At 59.9% G+C, this 15,302-nt stretch carries 11 protein-coding genes, 1 tRNA gene and 1 pseudogene; 6 read left to right on the forward strand and 7 right to left on the reverse strand.

Annotation, left to right across the window (positions count from 1 at the left end; translation table 11 throughout):
* Positions 1–69: 69 nt before the first annotated feature.
* Both IB265_RS03250 and IB265_RS03255 read right to left on the reverse strand, forming a co-directional pair.
* Positions 70–1,644: an iron ABC transporter permease gene (locus IB265_RS03250; RefSeq protein WP_245299033.1), complete on the reverse strand. Its 1,575-nt coding sequence runs from the start codon at positions 1,642–1,644 to the stop codon at positions 70–72.
* A gap of 200 nt (positions 1,645–1,844) precedes the next feature.
* Positions 1,845–5,420: a PAS domain S-box protein gene (locus tag IB265_RS03255; protein WP_192494625.1), complete on the reverse strand. Its 3,576-nt coding sequence runs from the start codon at positions 5,418–5,420 to the stop codon at positions 1,845–1,847.
* 229 nt (positions 5,421–5,649) lie between these two features.
* On the opposite strand from IB265_RS03255, the gene IB265_RS03260 reads away from it, so the two are divergent.
* Complete coding sequence (locus IB265_RS03260; RefSeq protein WP_057250983.1) at positions 5,650–6,099, forward strand: phasin; 450 nt, start codon at positions 5,650–5,652, stop codon at positions 6,097–6,099.
* A gap of 192 nt (positions 6,100–6,291) precedes the next feature.
* A tRNA-His gene (locus IB265_RS03265) sits at positions 6,292–6,368 on the forward strand.
* 65 nt (positions 6,369–6,433) lie between these two features.
* Here IB265_RS03265 and IB265_RS03270 read toward each other — a convergent pair.
* On the reverse strand, positions 6,434–6,634 hold the full coding sequence (locus tag IB265_RS03270; RefSeq protein ID WP_143032880.1) for a hypothetical protein: 201 nt from the start codon (positions 6,632–6,634) through the stop codon (positions 6,434–6,436).
* A gap of 336 nt (positions 6,635–6,970) precedes the next feature.
* Between IB265_RS03270 and IB265_RS03275 the strand changes: the two genes are divergently transcribed.
* Both IB265_RS03275 and IB265_RS03280 read left to right on the forward strand, forming a co-directional pair.
* The gene (locus IB265_RS03275; protein WP_057250979.1) at positions 6,971–8,734 is read left to right on the forward strand and encodes an adenylate/guanylate cyclase domain-containing protein; all 1,764 of its coding nucleotides are present in this window, start codon (positions 6,971–6,973) and stop codon (positions 8,732–8,734) included.
* A 270-nt stretch (positions 8,735–9,004) separates the two neighbouring features.
* Positions 9,005–9,685 carry a peroxiredoxin-like family protein gene (locus IB265_RS03280; protein ID WP_057250977.1) on the forward strand — a complete coding sequence of 227 codons (681 nt, stop codon included), beginning with the start codon at positions 9,005–9,007 and terminating at the stop codon, positions 9,683–9,685.
* A 74-nt stretch (positions 9,686–9,759) separates the two neighbouring features.
* Here IB265_RS03280 and IB265_RS03285 read toward each other — a convergent pair.
* The 4 genes and pseudogenes from IB265_RS03285 to IB265_RS03300 form a co-directional block, all read right to left on the reverse strand.
* Positions 9,760–9,875, reverse strand: a pseudogene (locus tag IB265_RS03285) (LysR family transcriptional regulator); the annotation flags it as partial.
* Positions 9,876–10,193: 318 nt separating this feature from the next.
* On the reverse strand, positions 10,194–10,436 hold the full coding sequence (locus IB265_RS03290) for a hypothetical protein (protein ID WP_057250975.1): 243 nt from the start codon (positions 10,434–10,436) through the stop codon (positions 10,194–10,196).
* A 143-nt stretch (positions 10,437–10,579) separates the two neighbouring features.
* The gene (locus IB265_RS03295) at positions 10,580–10,813 is read right to left on the reverse strand and encodes a hypothetical protein (RefSeq protein ID WP_057250973.1); all 234 of its coding nucleotides are present in this window, start codon (positions 10,811–10,813) and stop codon (positions 10,580–10,582) included.
* Between the two features lie 236 nt (positions 10,814–11,049).
* Entirely contained in the window at positions 11,050–11,337 is a 288-nt protein-coding gene (locus IB265_RS03300; protein WP_057251109.1) for a hypothetical protein, read from the reverse strand.
* A gap of 476 nt (positions 11,338–11,813) precedes the next feature.
* Here IB265_RS03300 and IB265_RS03305 point away from each other — a divergent pair, with 476 nt between their 5' ends.
* Both IB265_RS03305 and IB265_RS03310 read left to right on the forward strand, forming a co-directional pair.
* Complete coding sequence (locus tag IB265_RS03305) at positions 11,814–12,155, forward strand: hypothetical protein (protein ID WP_057251108.1); 342 nt, start codon at positions 11,814–11,816, stop codon at positions 12,153–12,155.
* A 659-nt stretch (positions 12,156–12,814) separates the two neighbouring features.
* Complete coding sequence (locus IB265_RS03310; protein ID WP_057250971.1) at positions 12,815–15,205, forward strand: arylsulfatase; 2,391 nt, start codon at positions 12,815–12,817, stop codon at positions 15,203–15,205.
* Positions 15,206–15,302 lie beyond the last annotated feature (97 nt).

The raw sequence follows: 15,302 nt of genomic DNA on the forward strand, positions 1-15,302 counted from the left end.
CCTCCCAGCCACCTTTTTTTTATGCCGTTGCTGCCGTCAGAAACGCGCAGGCGGGCTTCCCGATACCTATCAGGATCGGCCTTCGAGAGACCGCGACACGGCAATGACCGGGATCATGCCGGCGATGACGATGATCATGGCGGCGACCGAAGCATCCTCCACCTTCGCCCGCGATGCGTCCTCGTAGACGAGGGTCGCGAGCGTGTTGAAGTTGAAGGGTCTCAGCATGATCGTGGCGGAAAGCTCTTTCATCGTTTCGATGAAGACGAGCAGGGCTGCAGTCAGAACGGCTGGGCGCATCATCGGCAGCAACACGGTGCGCAGGGTCTGTCCGCCCGTGCGCCCGAGCGCGCGCGCGGCCATGTCGAGATGCGGAGAGAGCTTCTGGAAGCCGGCTTCGAGCGTGCCTTCCGCCATTGTCAGAAAGCGCACGCTGCAGGCATAAATGATGGCAAAGCCGGTGCCGGTCATCATCAGGCCGGTGGAGATGCCGAAGGTTTCCCGCATGCCGGCGTCGATCGCATTGTCGAGAGCAGCGAGCGGAAAGAGCACGCCGATCGCCAGCACCGTGCCGGGCACACCGTAGCCGAAGGAGGCGAGCCGCCCGGCCGTGTCGGAGACGCGGGAGTGCCCGGTGCGCGCCGCATAGGCCAGCACGAAGCCGAGCAATACCGTGGCCATCGCCGTCGCGCCCGAAACCAGGATGCTGTGGAAGAGCGCGTTCAGAAGGCGAGGCTCCACGAACTGGTCGATCCGCTTCAGGGCAAAATTGCCGAGGATGAAGAACGGCACGGCGAAACCGGAGAGGACGGGCAGCAGGCAGGCGAACATTGCCGCCCATTTCTTCCAGCCGGTCAGCGACAGCCGGACGGCGTCGTGGACGGCTGAGGTCGTCTTCTGGCTGGAAAAACGCTGGCGACGGCGTGCGGCCCGTTCGATCATCATCAGGCCGATGACGAAGACCAGCATGATGCAGGCGATCTGCGCGGCGCCCGCAAGACTGCCGCGGTTCAGCCAGGTATCGAAGATCGAGAAGGTCAGCGTCTGCACGCCGAGGAATTCGACGGCACCGATATCGTTCAAGGTCTCCATCGCAACCAGCGTCAGGCCGATCATGATCGCCGGGCGCGCCATCGGGATCTGGATGCGGAAGAACACTTTCAGCGGACCGGCGCCGAGCGTGCGCGCGACGTCCGCAGCCGCCCGTCCCTGCATCAGGAACATCGAGCGGCAGGCGAGGTAGATGTAGGGATAGAGCACCGAGCTCAGCACCAGCACCGCGCCGCCGAGCGAGCGGATATCCGGAAACCAATAGTCGCGGCTCGTCTTGAAGCCGAAGATCAAGCGGATCAGGCTCTGCACCGGCCCGGTGAAGGTGAAGAGCTCACCGAAGGCATAGGCCGCAAGATAGGCGGGGATGGCGAGCGGCAGCACCAGGGCGGCGGAAAGAAATCGGCGAAGCGGAAACTCGCAGCTTGCCACCAGCCAGGCGGTCAGGATGCCGATGATTGCCGTGGTGGCACCGGTCAGCGAAACGAGGAGCAGCGTTCGCCCGGTTGCGCGCGGAATGACGTTTTCCATGAGATGCGGCCAGTTGCCGCCCCCGCCCGAAACAGCGAGCCACGCGATCGCGATGATCGGCATCAGCACGATCACCGACGTCAGGCCGGCCCAGGTCGCCAGGAGAGGATGGGAAAGACCGGTTCCTGCACGTGCAAGACGCCGCTTTGTTCTCTGAGTGATGGACTGCAATCGATCGATTCCGAAGCGTGACGGCAGGAATAGCTAACCGGCGGCCAGCAAACTGGCCACCGTGAGTCAACATTTCCTTATAACATCCGGTCTCAGTTCGCCAAGACGCGTTGTGACGGGAAGGAGATTTCCACCAGCGTGCCTTCGTTCGGCGCGGAGGTGATCGAGAAGTGCGCCCGGTTCGCTTCGGCCATGGCCTTCGTCAGCGGCAGGCCGAGCCCGGTGCCGTCGCCGCGCTTGCGTGCGCCCGTCGTCACCTGCCGGAATGGCTTCATCGCCTGGTCCAGCTCGTTGCGCGTCATGCCGACGCCGGTGTCGCGGATCCGCAGGATAACGCTGCCGTTCGCCTCGTAGGAGGTCGACACGACGATCTGACCGCCTGAGGGCGTGAAGCGGATGGCATTGGCCAGGATGTTGAGCGCGATCTGCTTGATCGAGCGGCCATCGGCGACGACGTTCGGCACGGCTGCCGAAAGCGAGGTGCGGATGATGACGCGCTGGCTGTTGGCCTGGGGCTGGACGAGAGACACGGCCTCGGAAACCGCCTCGTTGATCTCGACGGCGCCGAAGTCGAGGTCCATCTCTCCGGCTTCGATCTTCGAGATATCCAGGAGATCGTTGACGATATCGAGCACATGGCGGCCGGAGCGGCCGATATCGCCGGCATATTCGATATAGCGCGGGTGGCCGACCGGGCCGAAATGTTCGCTCGCCATCATGTCGGAGAAGCCGATGATCGCGTTGAGCGGCGTGCGGATCTCGTGGCTGACGCGGGCTAGGAACTCGGTCTTGTGGGCATTTGCCGTTTCTGCCGCGCGCTTGGCGTTCCGGAGCTCTTCCTCCGTCCGCTTCCACTGGGTGATGTCGCGGATCACGGCGCAGAAGCCGTTCGATGCCGAAAGCCTTCCGATGGTCATGAACAGAGGGATGAAGCCGCCATTGGCCTCCCGCCCGATCACCTCGCGGCCGTCGTTCAGCACGCTTGCGACGCCGTGGCCGGAAAGGCCGTGCAGGTAGTCGATCACGGCCTTCTGGCTTTCATGGGCAAAGAGCGCCGCGAAGGGTTTGCCGCGGATCTCGGCCTCGTCATAGTTGAAGAGCGCGCTCGCCGAGCGGTTCACCGAGCGGATATCGCCGTCATGGCCGAGAACGACCACGCCATCGGTGGCCGTTTCCAGAATGGATTTGAGCTCGTCGATTTCCGTCTTCAGGCGATCGACCTGTTCGCCGCCTGCCACCGCCTCGTCACTCTTGGCCGGCTGGACGCTTGGCGCGCTTGCCGGCGTCAGTGCCAGCATCAGCGCGCTGTTGCCGCCCCAGCGGATCGAGTGCAGGCGCGCGATGACCGGCCGCAATTGGCCGTCCTTGCGGATCAGCGTCATCGTGCCGTCCGGTTCGCCGTCGATCGCCTCTTCGCCGTTGGCAAACAGCGCGTCTATGCCGCCTTCCTGTGCGAACGCGTCGAGATCGCTATAGGCCGTGAGCCGCAGGAACTCCGGATTGGCATGCAGCAATTGCTCGCCGCGATGGACGAGCATGCCGATCGGCAGGCTGTCGAGGATCTCGCCGCTAAGACCGATGTCGGCCGTTTGCTGCTGGACGTCGGTCTCGCTGGCGGCGTCGCGTGTCTCCGCGTCAAGCTCGGTTTCGCTTCCGCTTGCCTCGACAGGCGCTGCGTCCTCAATTTCCGGCTCGTCCAACGGGGGCTGCAGCGACGCGGTGTCGTCGTTCTCGCTCGGGGGGAGGGGCTCGCCTGTTGTCGCGCTGACTGTTTCGCCGCTTTCCGACGCGGCTTCTTCCTCTTCCGGCGGCTTGCCGAAATTCTCGCCCAGTTGCCGGGCGATCTCGCGAAAGGCCGCCTGTTCGCCGCGTGTCAGCCCGTTCGCCGCGCGGTGCTGCTCAAGCTCGACGACCTTGTCGGAGGTTCGCGGGGCTGGTGTCTCGACGACGCGCAGCACCGGGCGCTCCCCCTGGAAGGGATTCGAGGGGGGCATAGGCTCTTCGACAAGGCTTTCCTCTTCAGGTGGAAGTTCCGTTGCTTCCGGCACGACCGAGAAAAGCGGCAGGTCTTCGGCCTGCGGTTCGGCCGCAACCCGGCCTTCGGCCTCAGCCTCGCCGGCTGGACTTTCGCTCTCGGCCCGTTCTGGCAGGGGCTCGTCCGTCTCCGCCTCGGTGAGGCCGAGCGCCAGGCCGTTGGCGTTCTCGTCCTCGACGGCATCGGCCAGGCGCACGATGCCGAAACCGCGGAAGCCGTCGAATTCGCGCGAGCGGGAATAGGTGGGTAAAGCCGCAAGATCGACCGGAACCTTGAGGCTCGTGCCTTGAATGGGCCAGAAAATCGTCTTGCCGGACCAGGTGTCGCGTCGCTGCAGCAGCGTGCCGATCTTGTGGTCGCGGTCGAGGTCGTAGCGTACCGCGACTTCGGTGAAGCTTGCGCCAATCACGTCGGCCGCGCGCGGGCCGACCGCGGTTGCGAATTCCTCGGAGATTTCGCTGAAGCGGCCCTCGGCATCGATTTTCCAGACGAAACGCACCGCACGACCGCCGGGCGTGAAGACGAACTCCGCCGGCTCCCCGGCAGCCTTGTCCACTTCGGTGATTTCGGCCGTTTCGTCTTCGGTTGCCTCGACGACAGCCGCTTCGGCAGCGATTTCAGTGGTCTCGACGCTCAGGTCCTCTGCGTCGGGTTCGTCCGCGGACGGTGCAATTGTCGTCTCGTCGGCGGTACTGGACGGCTCCGGCTCGATGACAGCGTCCGCCAGGACGCCCACTTCATCCGTGACCTCGACACCGTTGTCGATCTGCTGTTCGACGTCCGATGCGTCGGGTTCGTCAGCCGTTTCCAACGGCTCGAGCGGCGCCAGGCTTGCGGCCGGTTCGTCGCCCATTTCGTCGGTTGCGTCGGTCGCAATCTCGCTTTCGTCCGGACCCTGATCCTGGACGGGCGGCAACACCGGCGCTTGCTCGGCTGCAGGAGAGTGTTCCTCGGGGTCGAGAGTGCCGAGAATGGTCTCGACGGCAAAGAGCAGGTGCAGCGACGGATCGTCGGCGATCTTGCCGACGGCTGCCGGCAGATGGCCCTTGCGGGTGGCGACCGGCCGTTTGATCAGCCAGTCGTGGTCGCGCGAGACCGCGACGACGAGTTGCTTGCGCGTCTCGTCCGACATGCCGAGGTCGGGAAAACCCGAGGAATGCGCGACAACGGCGCCCTCGCTGTCGAGCACGGCCATGTGGGTGTCGGGGCCGTCCAGGCCGGCGATCATGCGTGCGGCCCGATCTTCGATCGAAAGCGGTGCGCCTGCATGCGGCGCGGTGAAGAGCACGGCATCCTCGTCCGGCCGAACGCGGATCATTTCGACGGCGACATTGAGCGGCGTGCCGCGAAAGCCTGAGTACTTGCGGATCGAAAGCTGGCGGCGATCGCCGACGCGCACGAGTTGCGCGGCTGCGGCGCGCAACTGGCGCAGCGAAAGATCGTTCTGTTCCGGTCCTGCATCGATGAAGTCATAGATCGATCCGGCACCGAAGAACGCGGCGCCCTGATCGTTTGCCCAGAGGATGCGTGCGAAGTCCCGCGAAAACAGGATCGCCGCATCGCCACGGGCGAAATGCTCTCGCACCCGCGCATGCACGGCGATGTCGATGAAAGGATACTGTCTCGCGGGCATGAACGGGCCTATTGACGGATCGCTTACGGGTTAACACTCTATTAATACCCGGCGGATCCGCGGGGGTCCAGCGAGGCCCGAAGCTTCGTCCCGGCTTTCACCGCGAAAGGTTAATGCCCGGGTTTTTGTGCGCTGCACAATTTTATTGCAATGCACAAGGAGATCGACTATATAGTGCGCATCAAGCAACGGCGCCTCAGAAGAGGGCCTGACACCAAGGAGCGCTTTCATGGCTACCAAGAAGACCGACGACGTATTTTCCCTTTCCTCGTTCGACCCGGCGAAGATCACCGACAGCTTCCGCGATTTCGCGGAAAAGGGTGCCGCCCAGTCGAAGGAAGCCTATGCCAAGATGAAGACCGCCGCCGAAGAGGCGACGAAGACCGTCGAAGCCACGCTTGAAAGCGCTCAGACCGGCACCGTCGAAATCGGCCTCAAGGCGATCGACGCGCTGCGCACCAATGCGGAAAACTCGCTCTCGCACATGGAAGCGCTGCTCGGCGTGAAGTCGCTCTCCGAGTTTGTCGAACTGCAGACGAGCTTTGTCCGCAAGCAGGCCGAGCTTGCCGTCGAGCAGGCCAAGTCGATGCAGGAAGCGACCAAGAAGGTTGCCGAGAACGTCGCAAAGCCGGGCAAGGAAGCTGCCGAAAAGGCAATGTCCTCCTTCAAGAAGGTCTAAGCCGACCGACTGTGCTGCCTGGCGGGGAGCGACAGACCCTGTCGCCACCGGATCTGCCGGGCGCGCCAAAATCCAAAAAGACCGGATGGGTTGCCATCCGGTCTTTTTGCAGGATAATCTCAAGTTAAGGCTTGCAAAGCGACGGAAGTCTCCGTATGTGAGCCGCCAAGCGACACACATGTCGCGAGCAGTGCGGTTGTAGCTCAGTTGGTTAGAGCGCAGGTTTGTGGCACCTGAGGTCGTAGGTTCGATTCCCACCAACCGTACCATTTCCTTCTTATCTCATTGATATTGAAGCGCTTGCGTAGCAGCCATCGCCGCAAACATCGCGCGCTCAGAACAGCTTGGCCATCGCTCTCAGCGCCACCACGTCATCGACGCCATTCTGGTAAAGCTCGAACAGCCGGACTGCCAGCTCCTTGGCCTCCGATGAGCGGCGCGGAAGATTTCTCTCTCTAATCGCATCCCTGAAGACGTCTTCGATCTTGATGAATTCACCCGGCAGGATTGGCCGGCCCGTAACAGCGACAAGCATCGTTCCATCCTCCTTCCTCAAATCCGTATGCGAACCGCTTCTGGGGCGGGCCGCCTGTTCATCGCGGTCGCCCTGAGCCATCGCACAGGGTTTTTCCGATGGAGCAGAAACGCAGGAAGACAACTCTCTGTTCCTGCCGCTGCGCTACCCAAATCGGGCTAATCGGCTGCATGGCTGCCGCCCGAGGTGGATGAGAGACGGTCCAGTTGGGCCAACTGCCTATGGCGGGTCTCAGGCGTGAACAGGCAAGCCGCAGACCGACCGCAGACTGAATAGACATTGGGGCCATCCGCCGGTAAAATTTTGAGAAAGGATTCTCGGAAGGCGCCGCAATCCATGGCCAACGAATCCATCAAGCGCAGACTCGCCGCCATCCTGGCTGCTGACGTCGTCGGCTACAGCCGGCTGATGGAGCGTGACGAGACGAGCACCTACACGCGGCTCATGGCGCGGTGGAAAGAGGTGCTGGAGCCGCTCGTCGCCACCCACCAGGGCCGGGTCTTCAAGACGACAGGGGACGGCGTGCTCGTCGAATTCTCCAGCGCCGTCAATGCCGTCGAATGCGCCGCAGCACTTCAGCGGGAAATGATGGCCGCAAACAGGGATGTCCCGGCGGATCAGGCGATCGTGCTTCGCGTCGGCGTCAATATGGGCGATATCATGGTCGCCGACAGCGATCTCTATGGTGATGGCGTGAATGTCGCGGCCCGGATCGAGGCGCTCGCCAGACCCGGCGGCGTCGCCATCTCGGATGGTGTTCATGAATATATGCACGGCCGCATCGACCTCCACTTCACCGACAGCGGTCACCACGAGGTCAAGAACATCGAACGCCCGGTGCACATCTGGAGCTGGTCGCCGGACGAGTACGCGGGCGCTTCTGTCGAGGTCGTCGCCGAAACTCCGCCGCAGCTACCGGCTCGGCCCTCGATCGCCGTGCTGCCGTTCGACAACATGTCCGGCGATCCGGAGCAGGGTTATTTCGCCGACGGCATCACCGAGGACATCATCACCGATCTCTCGAAGGTTTCCGGCCTCTTCGTCATCGCCCGCAATTCCTCCTTTGCCTACAAGGGCAAGTCGCCGGATATCCGCAAGGTGAGCCAGGAACTTGGTGTGCGCTATGTTCTTGAAGGCAGCGTGCGCCGCGCCGCCAACCGCATCCGCATCAACGCCCAGATGATCGACGGCACGACGGGCGGTCATCTCTGGGCCGAGCGCTACGACCGCGGCATCGAAGACATTTTCGAGGTTCAGGACGAAGTGACCCGCACCATCGTCACGGCGCTCAAGGTGAAGCTGACGGCCGGCGAGGAAGAGCGACGCGAAAGCCGCGGTAAGGTCGATCCGGAATCCTATGATCTGCTCGTCCGGTCCCGTCAGGCCATTCTGCGGTTCGATGCCGTGTCGTCAGCGGAGGCGCGCAGCATGCTCGAGCGCGCTATCGCCATCGATCCGGGTTTGGCAGCCGCCTACGCGTCCCTCTCGATCATCGCCTTGACCGATTTCATCAACCGATGGAACGGCGGGACGGTGGACAATCTGGAGCGTGCCTTGGAACTGGCGCAGAAGGCTGTTGATACCGACGACAACGAGCCGCATGGCTATCACGCGCTTTCAATCGCGCTCTGCTGGATGCGGCGTTTCGATGAGGCCGAAAGCGCCGCCCAACGGATGATCAAGCTCGATCCCAATTCCGCCGGTGGCCATACCGCCCTCGGCACGATCCGGGATTTTCAGAGCCAGTTCGAAGACGCGCTGCCGTTCTATACGCGGGCGCATCGGCTCGATCCGCAGTTCGACCTGTCGCTGCATTTCCTTGGGCGGACCTTGCTGAACCTCGGCCGTTTCGACGAGGCCGAGATCGCCTTCATGCGCCGGCTGGCGCTGGCGCCGCGATCCGACATGACGCGCTTCTATCTCGCCTGCCTCTACGGTCGCACCGGGCGTCACGAGGAGGCTCGGCGCTATTGGCACGAGGTGTTCGAGGTCAACCCGAATTTCTCCATCGACCACCTCAAACGGGCCTTGCCCTATCGGGACCCTGCCGTGCTCGGCCGCCTGGTGGATGGACTACGGGAAGCCGGCATTTCCCTTTAGATGCGACACCGGACAGCATGCGTTCTGAGACGCTCTGATCCATCGCTTCTGGACCATCGCTCATTAACGAGGGGAGGGGCGCGTGTCAGGAAGTCCATGCGGCCTTGCCGGGGTAGCGTCCCGTGGCACGATTCACCGTTTACTGCTTGCTCGCGAGCCAATGTGGGACCATTCTCAGGTTGATCCTGGCTATACGCTAAGACGAGAGGTCAGGCCGTGCGATGCTGTGCGGCCTCTTCTTTATTGGTCCTTCGGACGAGGAGGTTGACCATGTCTCCACAATATCAGGACCATCCGTTACGACTGGGCGACCAGGCTCCGAACTTTGTGCTGGATGCGATCTCACGCGAGGGCAAGATCGCCCTTGATGATTTTCGCGGCCGTCGCCCATTGTTGGTCGGGTTGTATCGGGGCCTGCTATGTCCCTTCTGCCGTCGCCATGTTGCGGCAATGGCACAGTTAAACCCGGCCCTGCGCGAAAAAGGCGTGGACTCTCTGGCGGTGGTGAACACCCCGGTCGAACGCGCGCGGCTCTATTTCCGCTATCATCCGATACCCGGCCTTCTTGCTGCATCCGACCCGGAGCGGGCGTCACACCGCGCCTTCGGCTTACCCCTCCTCGAGTTCACGGAGGAAGAAACCGACTGGCCACACAAGGTCGGAATGGACCTGGTCAAGACGATGCGGGTCGATCGGCCGGGGGAATTGCCTGAACCGATGGACCCGGCGGCCGCCGGTGACCTTCTGAGCGAAAAGGATGGGTACGAAATCACAGACGCCGATCAGCAGGTGAGGACACCCGGTCATATGCAGCTTGTCGGCCATTTTCTGCTCGATCGAGAAGGTGTGGTGCGCTGGAGCTTTACAGAAGTTGAGGACCAAGGTCAAAATATGTGCCAGGCGCTCAATCCCAAGGAACTGATGGCGGCCGCTTCACAAGTCGCACATTGATAGCGAAAATTCGCTCGACGAGGCCGCCGGGTTGCCGACGCGCGATTGTGGCGGATTTCTCCGATTCAGGCGTGTCAGACGAAGATCTGATGTTCCGCCGTCACCAGTTCCTGCAGGAAAGCCACGACTGTGCGCACGCGCACGAGCTCGCGGGCGCTTTCGTGATAGGAGGTCAGTAGGCGCGGCGGATGGGCGTCAGCCAAGCGGCGCGATGAGCGGTGGACCTTTTGTGACGAGCTTTCACCAGAAAATTCCATAGAATGTGATGTAGATTATGACCCCAAGGGAAATCGCAAGCGATGACCGGATCATGAAGTCAACGAATCTGAATTGATATCCGAAGCTTCCAATGTACGATCTCATGGTTTTCTTCCTTTCTTATTTTGTTTGTGATCGACTATAGCCGTGCTCTGGCCATGTTCGGCAGTTTGTACTTCTCCTCCGAGGGTGGGCCCAAGGTGTTATTTGATTAATTGGAAACAAGCGCCTTCCCGCGAAATAGGCGACATTATTCCGAGCTGCCGGGCTTACGTTTCTGTTTGCAATAGAATGCCCGTGCGGCTGTCAGCAGCGCCTCTTCGTCCAGTGGGTAGAGGCGGAACTCGGTCATGAGAAATTGCGCCAGCCGCTGAATTTGTTGGCCCTGCCGCGATATTCCGCACTCAGCACAAGCCGCGTCAAATACGCGCCGGAGCACGCCAATTTCGGTCTCACTCAATGCCGGGACGATATCATCGGAGTACCCGTGCATAGAGCCTCTCTTTCAATTGTTGAACATCTGCGGGTGCCCCGGGGCGCGCCGCGTTTAAACGGCCTCGTGCAACGCGCTTCGACAGTTTGATTTCACGCGTGTCGCTATCGCCAAACCGCTGCGCACTTTTTGCGCGACAAGCTTTAGGGCGTGTTGAGAGTACGCAGAGCCCGCGCCGCATTCTTTTGGCTGAGCCCCGTCATCGTCCATGAACCGATCTTTGCCGGCACGCCCGTGAACACATGGTAGATCGTGTACGACCTGTCGCATTCGACGCGGCGTCCGTATTGATAGAGCCTCATGGATCTGTTGGGCGCCCCGCCTTCCGATTCCCAGACACTAATGGCGAGTGCGTGTTCTTCGTCGCTATTTTTCATATCGCGTCCCTAACCTCGGTTTCGGTGTGTGTTCCAATGTTCAAAGCCGTCTGTCTCTCTGGATGGCTTCCTGAAGAAAATCGTCTGAACAGCACCGATGCATCCTTACTTCAGTGATGAGGGCGATAGGTTTGAGGGCGATAGGTTTCGGCCGCATAGGCCGACATCTTCGTTCGACTTTTGGGGCTAACTGACAAGCCAAGCGGCAAACGCCGTTACCCATCGAATTGCTGTCTCTACGATTTGGCCGAGAGGGAGATTGCGTGCCTGTCGCGATCCACTGCGATGAGGCCTTCAAGCTCCTCAGGCTCGATGGCAACAAGTCGCATTTGGTATTTGTTCTCGAGCGTCGCCGGCAGCTTGATGAAGGTCGCCACGCGGCGATAAGCCAGCCAGGAGATGCCTTCAATCGACTCCTCGTCCTCATCAACTTCGTAGTCGCCCGGGGCCACCATCTCGCAGAGGCCTGGCATCCAGAACGGTTCATCGAAATGGACGGTTCGGTATTTCGTACGGGTAAACATACTGCCCCCTTTCTTATGGCGAACGCCGTTCGCAAGGTTCAGCCAAATCGGGCTGGTCTGGCGCCAATGCAGCGCGAACAACTGCCGTCAAGGATCGATGATTGGTGAGTTTGGCGGTCTGGAGCCTCTGACGAAGCAAAAAGCCAAGCTGGCCTAAGAACGACGTTTAATCTGTATCCGATGATTGAGGCTTTACCAAGATATTTTGGGAGTATTAGACGGACTCATGAAAAAATTCTGGAGAATTCGACGTCAGTTGATATATATAAATCCAGAGAAAGATCAAGAATTATGTATTTCTATAAATATTAGTATCAATAATTAAATATCGAATATTTCACATTAACATCGATTCTTGATTGTTTACATTGACGTTTTTAAAGCGCAAACTGGAAAATCTGGATTGCCATTGGCTCATGGTCCGAGCGCGGGCCTGTAACGATCCCGATAATCACCTGATTAGAGGGAGCAAAGTCATGACACTCGATCGAATTTTTGAATGGACAAGACCCTACGCCATTGGTTTAGGCATTGGGCTTTTCGCGGCGCCGATTGTCGGTTTCAATGCTGGATGGCTTACGACCACGACTGCCAGCACGCGGGCGGCGGAAACCGCTCAGGTGGATGCATTTGCGGGCATCTGTTCAAGCGCAGCAGGACGAATGGCTACTGCCAGAAGCACGGACCTCGCTGCAATCAAAGGCTTCGACAATCGTGCGAAACGCGATGAATTCGTAGCCGCAATCATGACCGATATCCAAGTTCCGGCAGGTCTCGTAGGCAAGGTCGGTACGAATTGCAGTCGCTCATTGTCCTGAGTTGCTGTGGACGCCGTGCACTGGCATCGCAACCAAAATGAAAATTAGGAGGTCGCCGTGAGGAACTTTACTCTCGCTCGATTCTATACGTACGATTTCACCCGACTGTTCGTCGCGCTTGGGTTTACGCTCGCGATAGCCGTGATTGTCTATTCCGCGCTGTTTGGAAGCATCTTTTAGTCGTGTGGATGGCACATGGGCCTTGGTTCCGTATGGAGCCCCGACTGGCACTTCTGGTCGTCTCGTCGCTCATGTGCTACGTACGGTTTGCCTGTCGCCGCGAGGACGCCATCCTCGAGCTAAGCTGGTGCGCGCCGAGGTCTCGGCGAGCGCTAGCTGTCAGCGCAGGTGCGTGCGGTCGGCGAGCAGCGTGCGAATGATCGCGTCAGCATCGCCTTGGAGTGTTCTCATCGGCGGGCGGAGGGGGTGAGATTTTGCATAGTAGTTTGCACCGCAGATGATGCCGATGCAGCTGATAAGCGTTTGAAATCTAAAGAACCTATCGCAGTGTCGTCCCCACGCAACGTTATGCGTTTCCCTCAGATTGTCCCACGCTGACACCCAGTCCGCAGGGCATGCGAACCGGCTTCGTAACTGTTACAACCTTGCCTAATTTTAGCATTCTGTAATTCTCTTTTTTTCACCGGAGGAGAAGCGACATGCTAAGACTAGGTACGCTCTTTCTTGCCACCTTGAGTTTGACGGCAGCTTCGAATTTCAATGCCAATGCGCAGGAAACCACGGGTGAATTGGGTTCGCCCAGCGCAACAACGACGATCGACGGTCGATATCTACCGAACCCGCCGGCGGCGTTCGGTGGAGAAATCGGCCTCGACGCGAAAGCCTCAAAACCCTATTGGCCACCGCAGATCGTCCCCCGAAAGGGCGCCCCGAACATCCTTCTGATCATGACCGATGACGCTGGATACGGCGTTGCGGGCACTTTCGGAGGCGTGATCCCCACGCCGGCACTCGACCGTGTCGCAAACGCGGGGTTGCGCTTTACGCAGTTCCATTCCACCGCGCTCTGCTCGCCGTCGCGCGCCGCGCTTATCACCGGCCGCAATCACCATTCAGCGGGTTTCGGCGTCATCTCCGAGCAGGCAACCGGCTATCCCGGCTATGACTCGATCATCGGCATAGAGAACGCTACGATCGGCGAGATCCTGAAGCAGAACGGCTACGCCACGTCCTGGTTCGGAAAGAACCACAACACGCCCGCTTTTCAGTACAGCGCCGCTGGTCCGTTCGATCAATGGCCGACGGGTATGGGCTTCGACTACTTCTATGGGTTCATGGGTGGCGACACCAATCAATGGGAGCCGTACCTGTTCCAGAACACCACCCAGATTTTCCCCTGGACCGGTAAGCCCGACTACAACCTCATAACGGACACGGCCGACAACGCCATTGATCATATAAAGCAGCTAAATGCGGCAGCACCCGACAAGCCGTTCCTCGTTTACTACGTGCCCGGTGCCACTCATGCCCCCCACCATCCAACCAAGGAATGGATCGACAAGTTCAAGGGCAAGTTTGACATGGGGTGGAACGAGTTGCGCGAGCAGATTTTCGCCAATCAGAAAAAGCTCGGCGTCATTCCCGCCAACACGCAGCTAACCGAATGGCCAGAGAGCCTCCCGAAATGGGATTCTCTCGACGAAGAGAGCAAGAAGCTGTTCGCGCACCAGGCTGAGGTGTTTGCTGCCTACGTGGCCTACTCGGACCATGAGATCGGGCGGGTTATCCAGGCCGTCGATGATCTGGGTAAGCTCGACAACACCCTCGTCATCTACATTGAAGGTGACAACGGCACCAGCGCCGAAGGAAGCGTGCTCGGAACCCCGAACGAACTGATCACGATCGAAGGCATGCAGATGCCGGTCGCAGAGCAGATGGCGTTCTATGATAAATGGGGCTCCAACCAAACCTATCCGCATATGTCGGTTGCCTGGTCATGGGCGTTTGACACGCCGTTCAAATGGACGAAGCAGGTTGCTTCGCACTTCGGCGGCACGCGTCAGGGCATGGCGATGTCCTGGCCCGCACGGATCAAGGAAGCCGGTGGAGTTCGCACTCAGTTCCACCACATGATCGATATCGTTCCTACGATCCTCGAAGCAACAGGCATAACCGCCCCGGTTATGGTCGATGGCGTTGCGCAGAAACCGATCGAAGGCGTGAGCATGGCCTATACATGGGACAATGCCCAAGCCTCATCTGCCCGCAAAACGCAATACTTTGAAATGTTCGGCAATCGCGGCATCTACAGCGATGGCTGGTATGCCTGCACGACACCACCAGCAGCGCCGTGGTTGATGGGCACGACGGCGATGCCGGACGTCGTCGATGGCTATAAATGGGAACTGTACAACCTCACTGAGGACTATTCCCAGAACAACGACCTTGCTGCAAAAATGCCGGAAAAATTGCACCAGATGCAGGAACTGTTTCTGATGGAAGCGGCGAAGTACGACGTCTTCCCATTGGACAACTCGATCCTGGAACGCCTTGAGACGCCACGGCCGAGCACCACCGCCGGACGGAAGGAGTTTAGCTACGCCGGCGTAGTGTCAGGTCTTCCGACAAGCAATGCACCCAGCGTCATCAACAAATCCTACACGATCACCGCAGAGGTAACCGTTCCTGAAAACGGCGGCGAGGGTATGCTCGTCACCACAGGGGGGCGCTTCGGTGGATACGGGTTCTATCTCCTCAAGGGCAAACCCGTATTTCTGTACAACTTCGTCAATATGGAGCGCTTCCGTTGGGAGGGGCAGGACACCCTTTCATCCGGCAAGCACACGCTGGTGTTCGATTTCAAATCTGACGGACCCGGCATGGGCAAGGGCGGCACTGGCGTCCTGAAGGTGGACGGCAAGGAGGTCGCGAACGCGAAAATACCACACACGATCCCGGCGCTCATGCCTTGGGATGAGACTTTCGATGTGGGCGTCGATACTCGCACAGGTGTAGATGAAACTGATTATCAGGTCCCGTTCGCCTTTAACGGTGAAATCGCAAAGCTTACCGTCAATCTGCAGCCGTAAACCTTAATTTGCGGGCTTTGGGGATTTGCGTCCCAGAGCCCGCAGTTTCAGACTTCAGAGTTTACGATGCGATGTGACGCATGGTGGGCCCGCAGGA

The sequence above is a fragment of the Ensifer sp. ENS10 genome (assembly GCF_014852025.1).
Taxonomy (GTDB): Bacteria; Pseudomonadota; Alphaproteobacteria; order Rhizobiales; family Rhizobiaceae; genus Ensifer.

What these genes read in the sequence shown, in the direction of transcription:
- IB265_RS03250 (WP_245299033.1), bottom strand. Translation starts at nt 1,644, where the DNA reads ATGCCGATCATCGCGATCGCGTGGCTCGCTGTTTCGGGCGGGGGCGGC.
- IB265_RS03255 (WP_192494625.1), bottom strand. Translation starts at nt 5,420, where the DNA reads ATGCCCGCGAGACAGTATCCTTTCATCGACATCGCCGTGCATGCGCGG.
- IB265_RS03260 (WP_057250983.1), top strand. Translation starts at nt 5,650, where the DNA reads ATGGCTACCAAGAAGACCGACGACGTATTTTCCCTTTCCTCGTTCGAC.
- IB265_RS03270 (WP_143032880.1), bottom strand. Translation starts at nt 6,634, where the DNA reads ATGCTTGTCGCTGTTACGGGCCGGCCAATCCTGCCGGGTGAATTCATC.
- IB265_RS03275 (WP_057250979.1), top strand. Translation starts at nt 6,971, where the DNA reads ATGGCCAACGAATCCATCAAGCGCAGACTCGCCGCCATCCTGGCTGCT.
- IB265_RS03280 (WP_057250977.1), top strand. Translation starts at nt 9,005, where the DNA reads ATGTCTCCACAATATCAGGACCATCCGTTACGACTGGGCGACCAGGCT.
- IB265_RS03290 (WP_057250975.1), bottom strand. Translation starts at nt 10,436, where the DNA reads ATGCACGGGTACTCCGATGATATCGTCCCGGCATTGAGTGAGACCGAA.
- IB265_RS03295 (WP_057250973.1), bottom strand. Translation starts at nt 10,813, where the DNA reads ATGAAAAATAGCGACGAAGAACACGCACTCGCCATTAGTGTCTGGGAA.
- IB265_RS03300 (WP_057251109.1), bottom strand. Translation starts at nt 11,337, where the DNA reads ATGTTTACCCGTACGAAATACCGAACCGTCCATTTCGATGAACCGTTC.
- IB265_RS03305 (WP_057251108.1), top strand. Translation starts at nt 11,814, where the DNA reads ATGACACTCGATCGAATTTTTGAATGGACAAGACCCTACGCCATTGGT.
- IB265_RS03310 (WP_057250971.1), top strand. Translation starts at nt 12,815, where the DNA reads ATGCTAAGACTAGGTACGCTCTTTCTTGCCACCTTGAGTTTGACGGCA.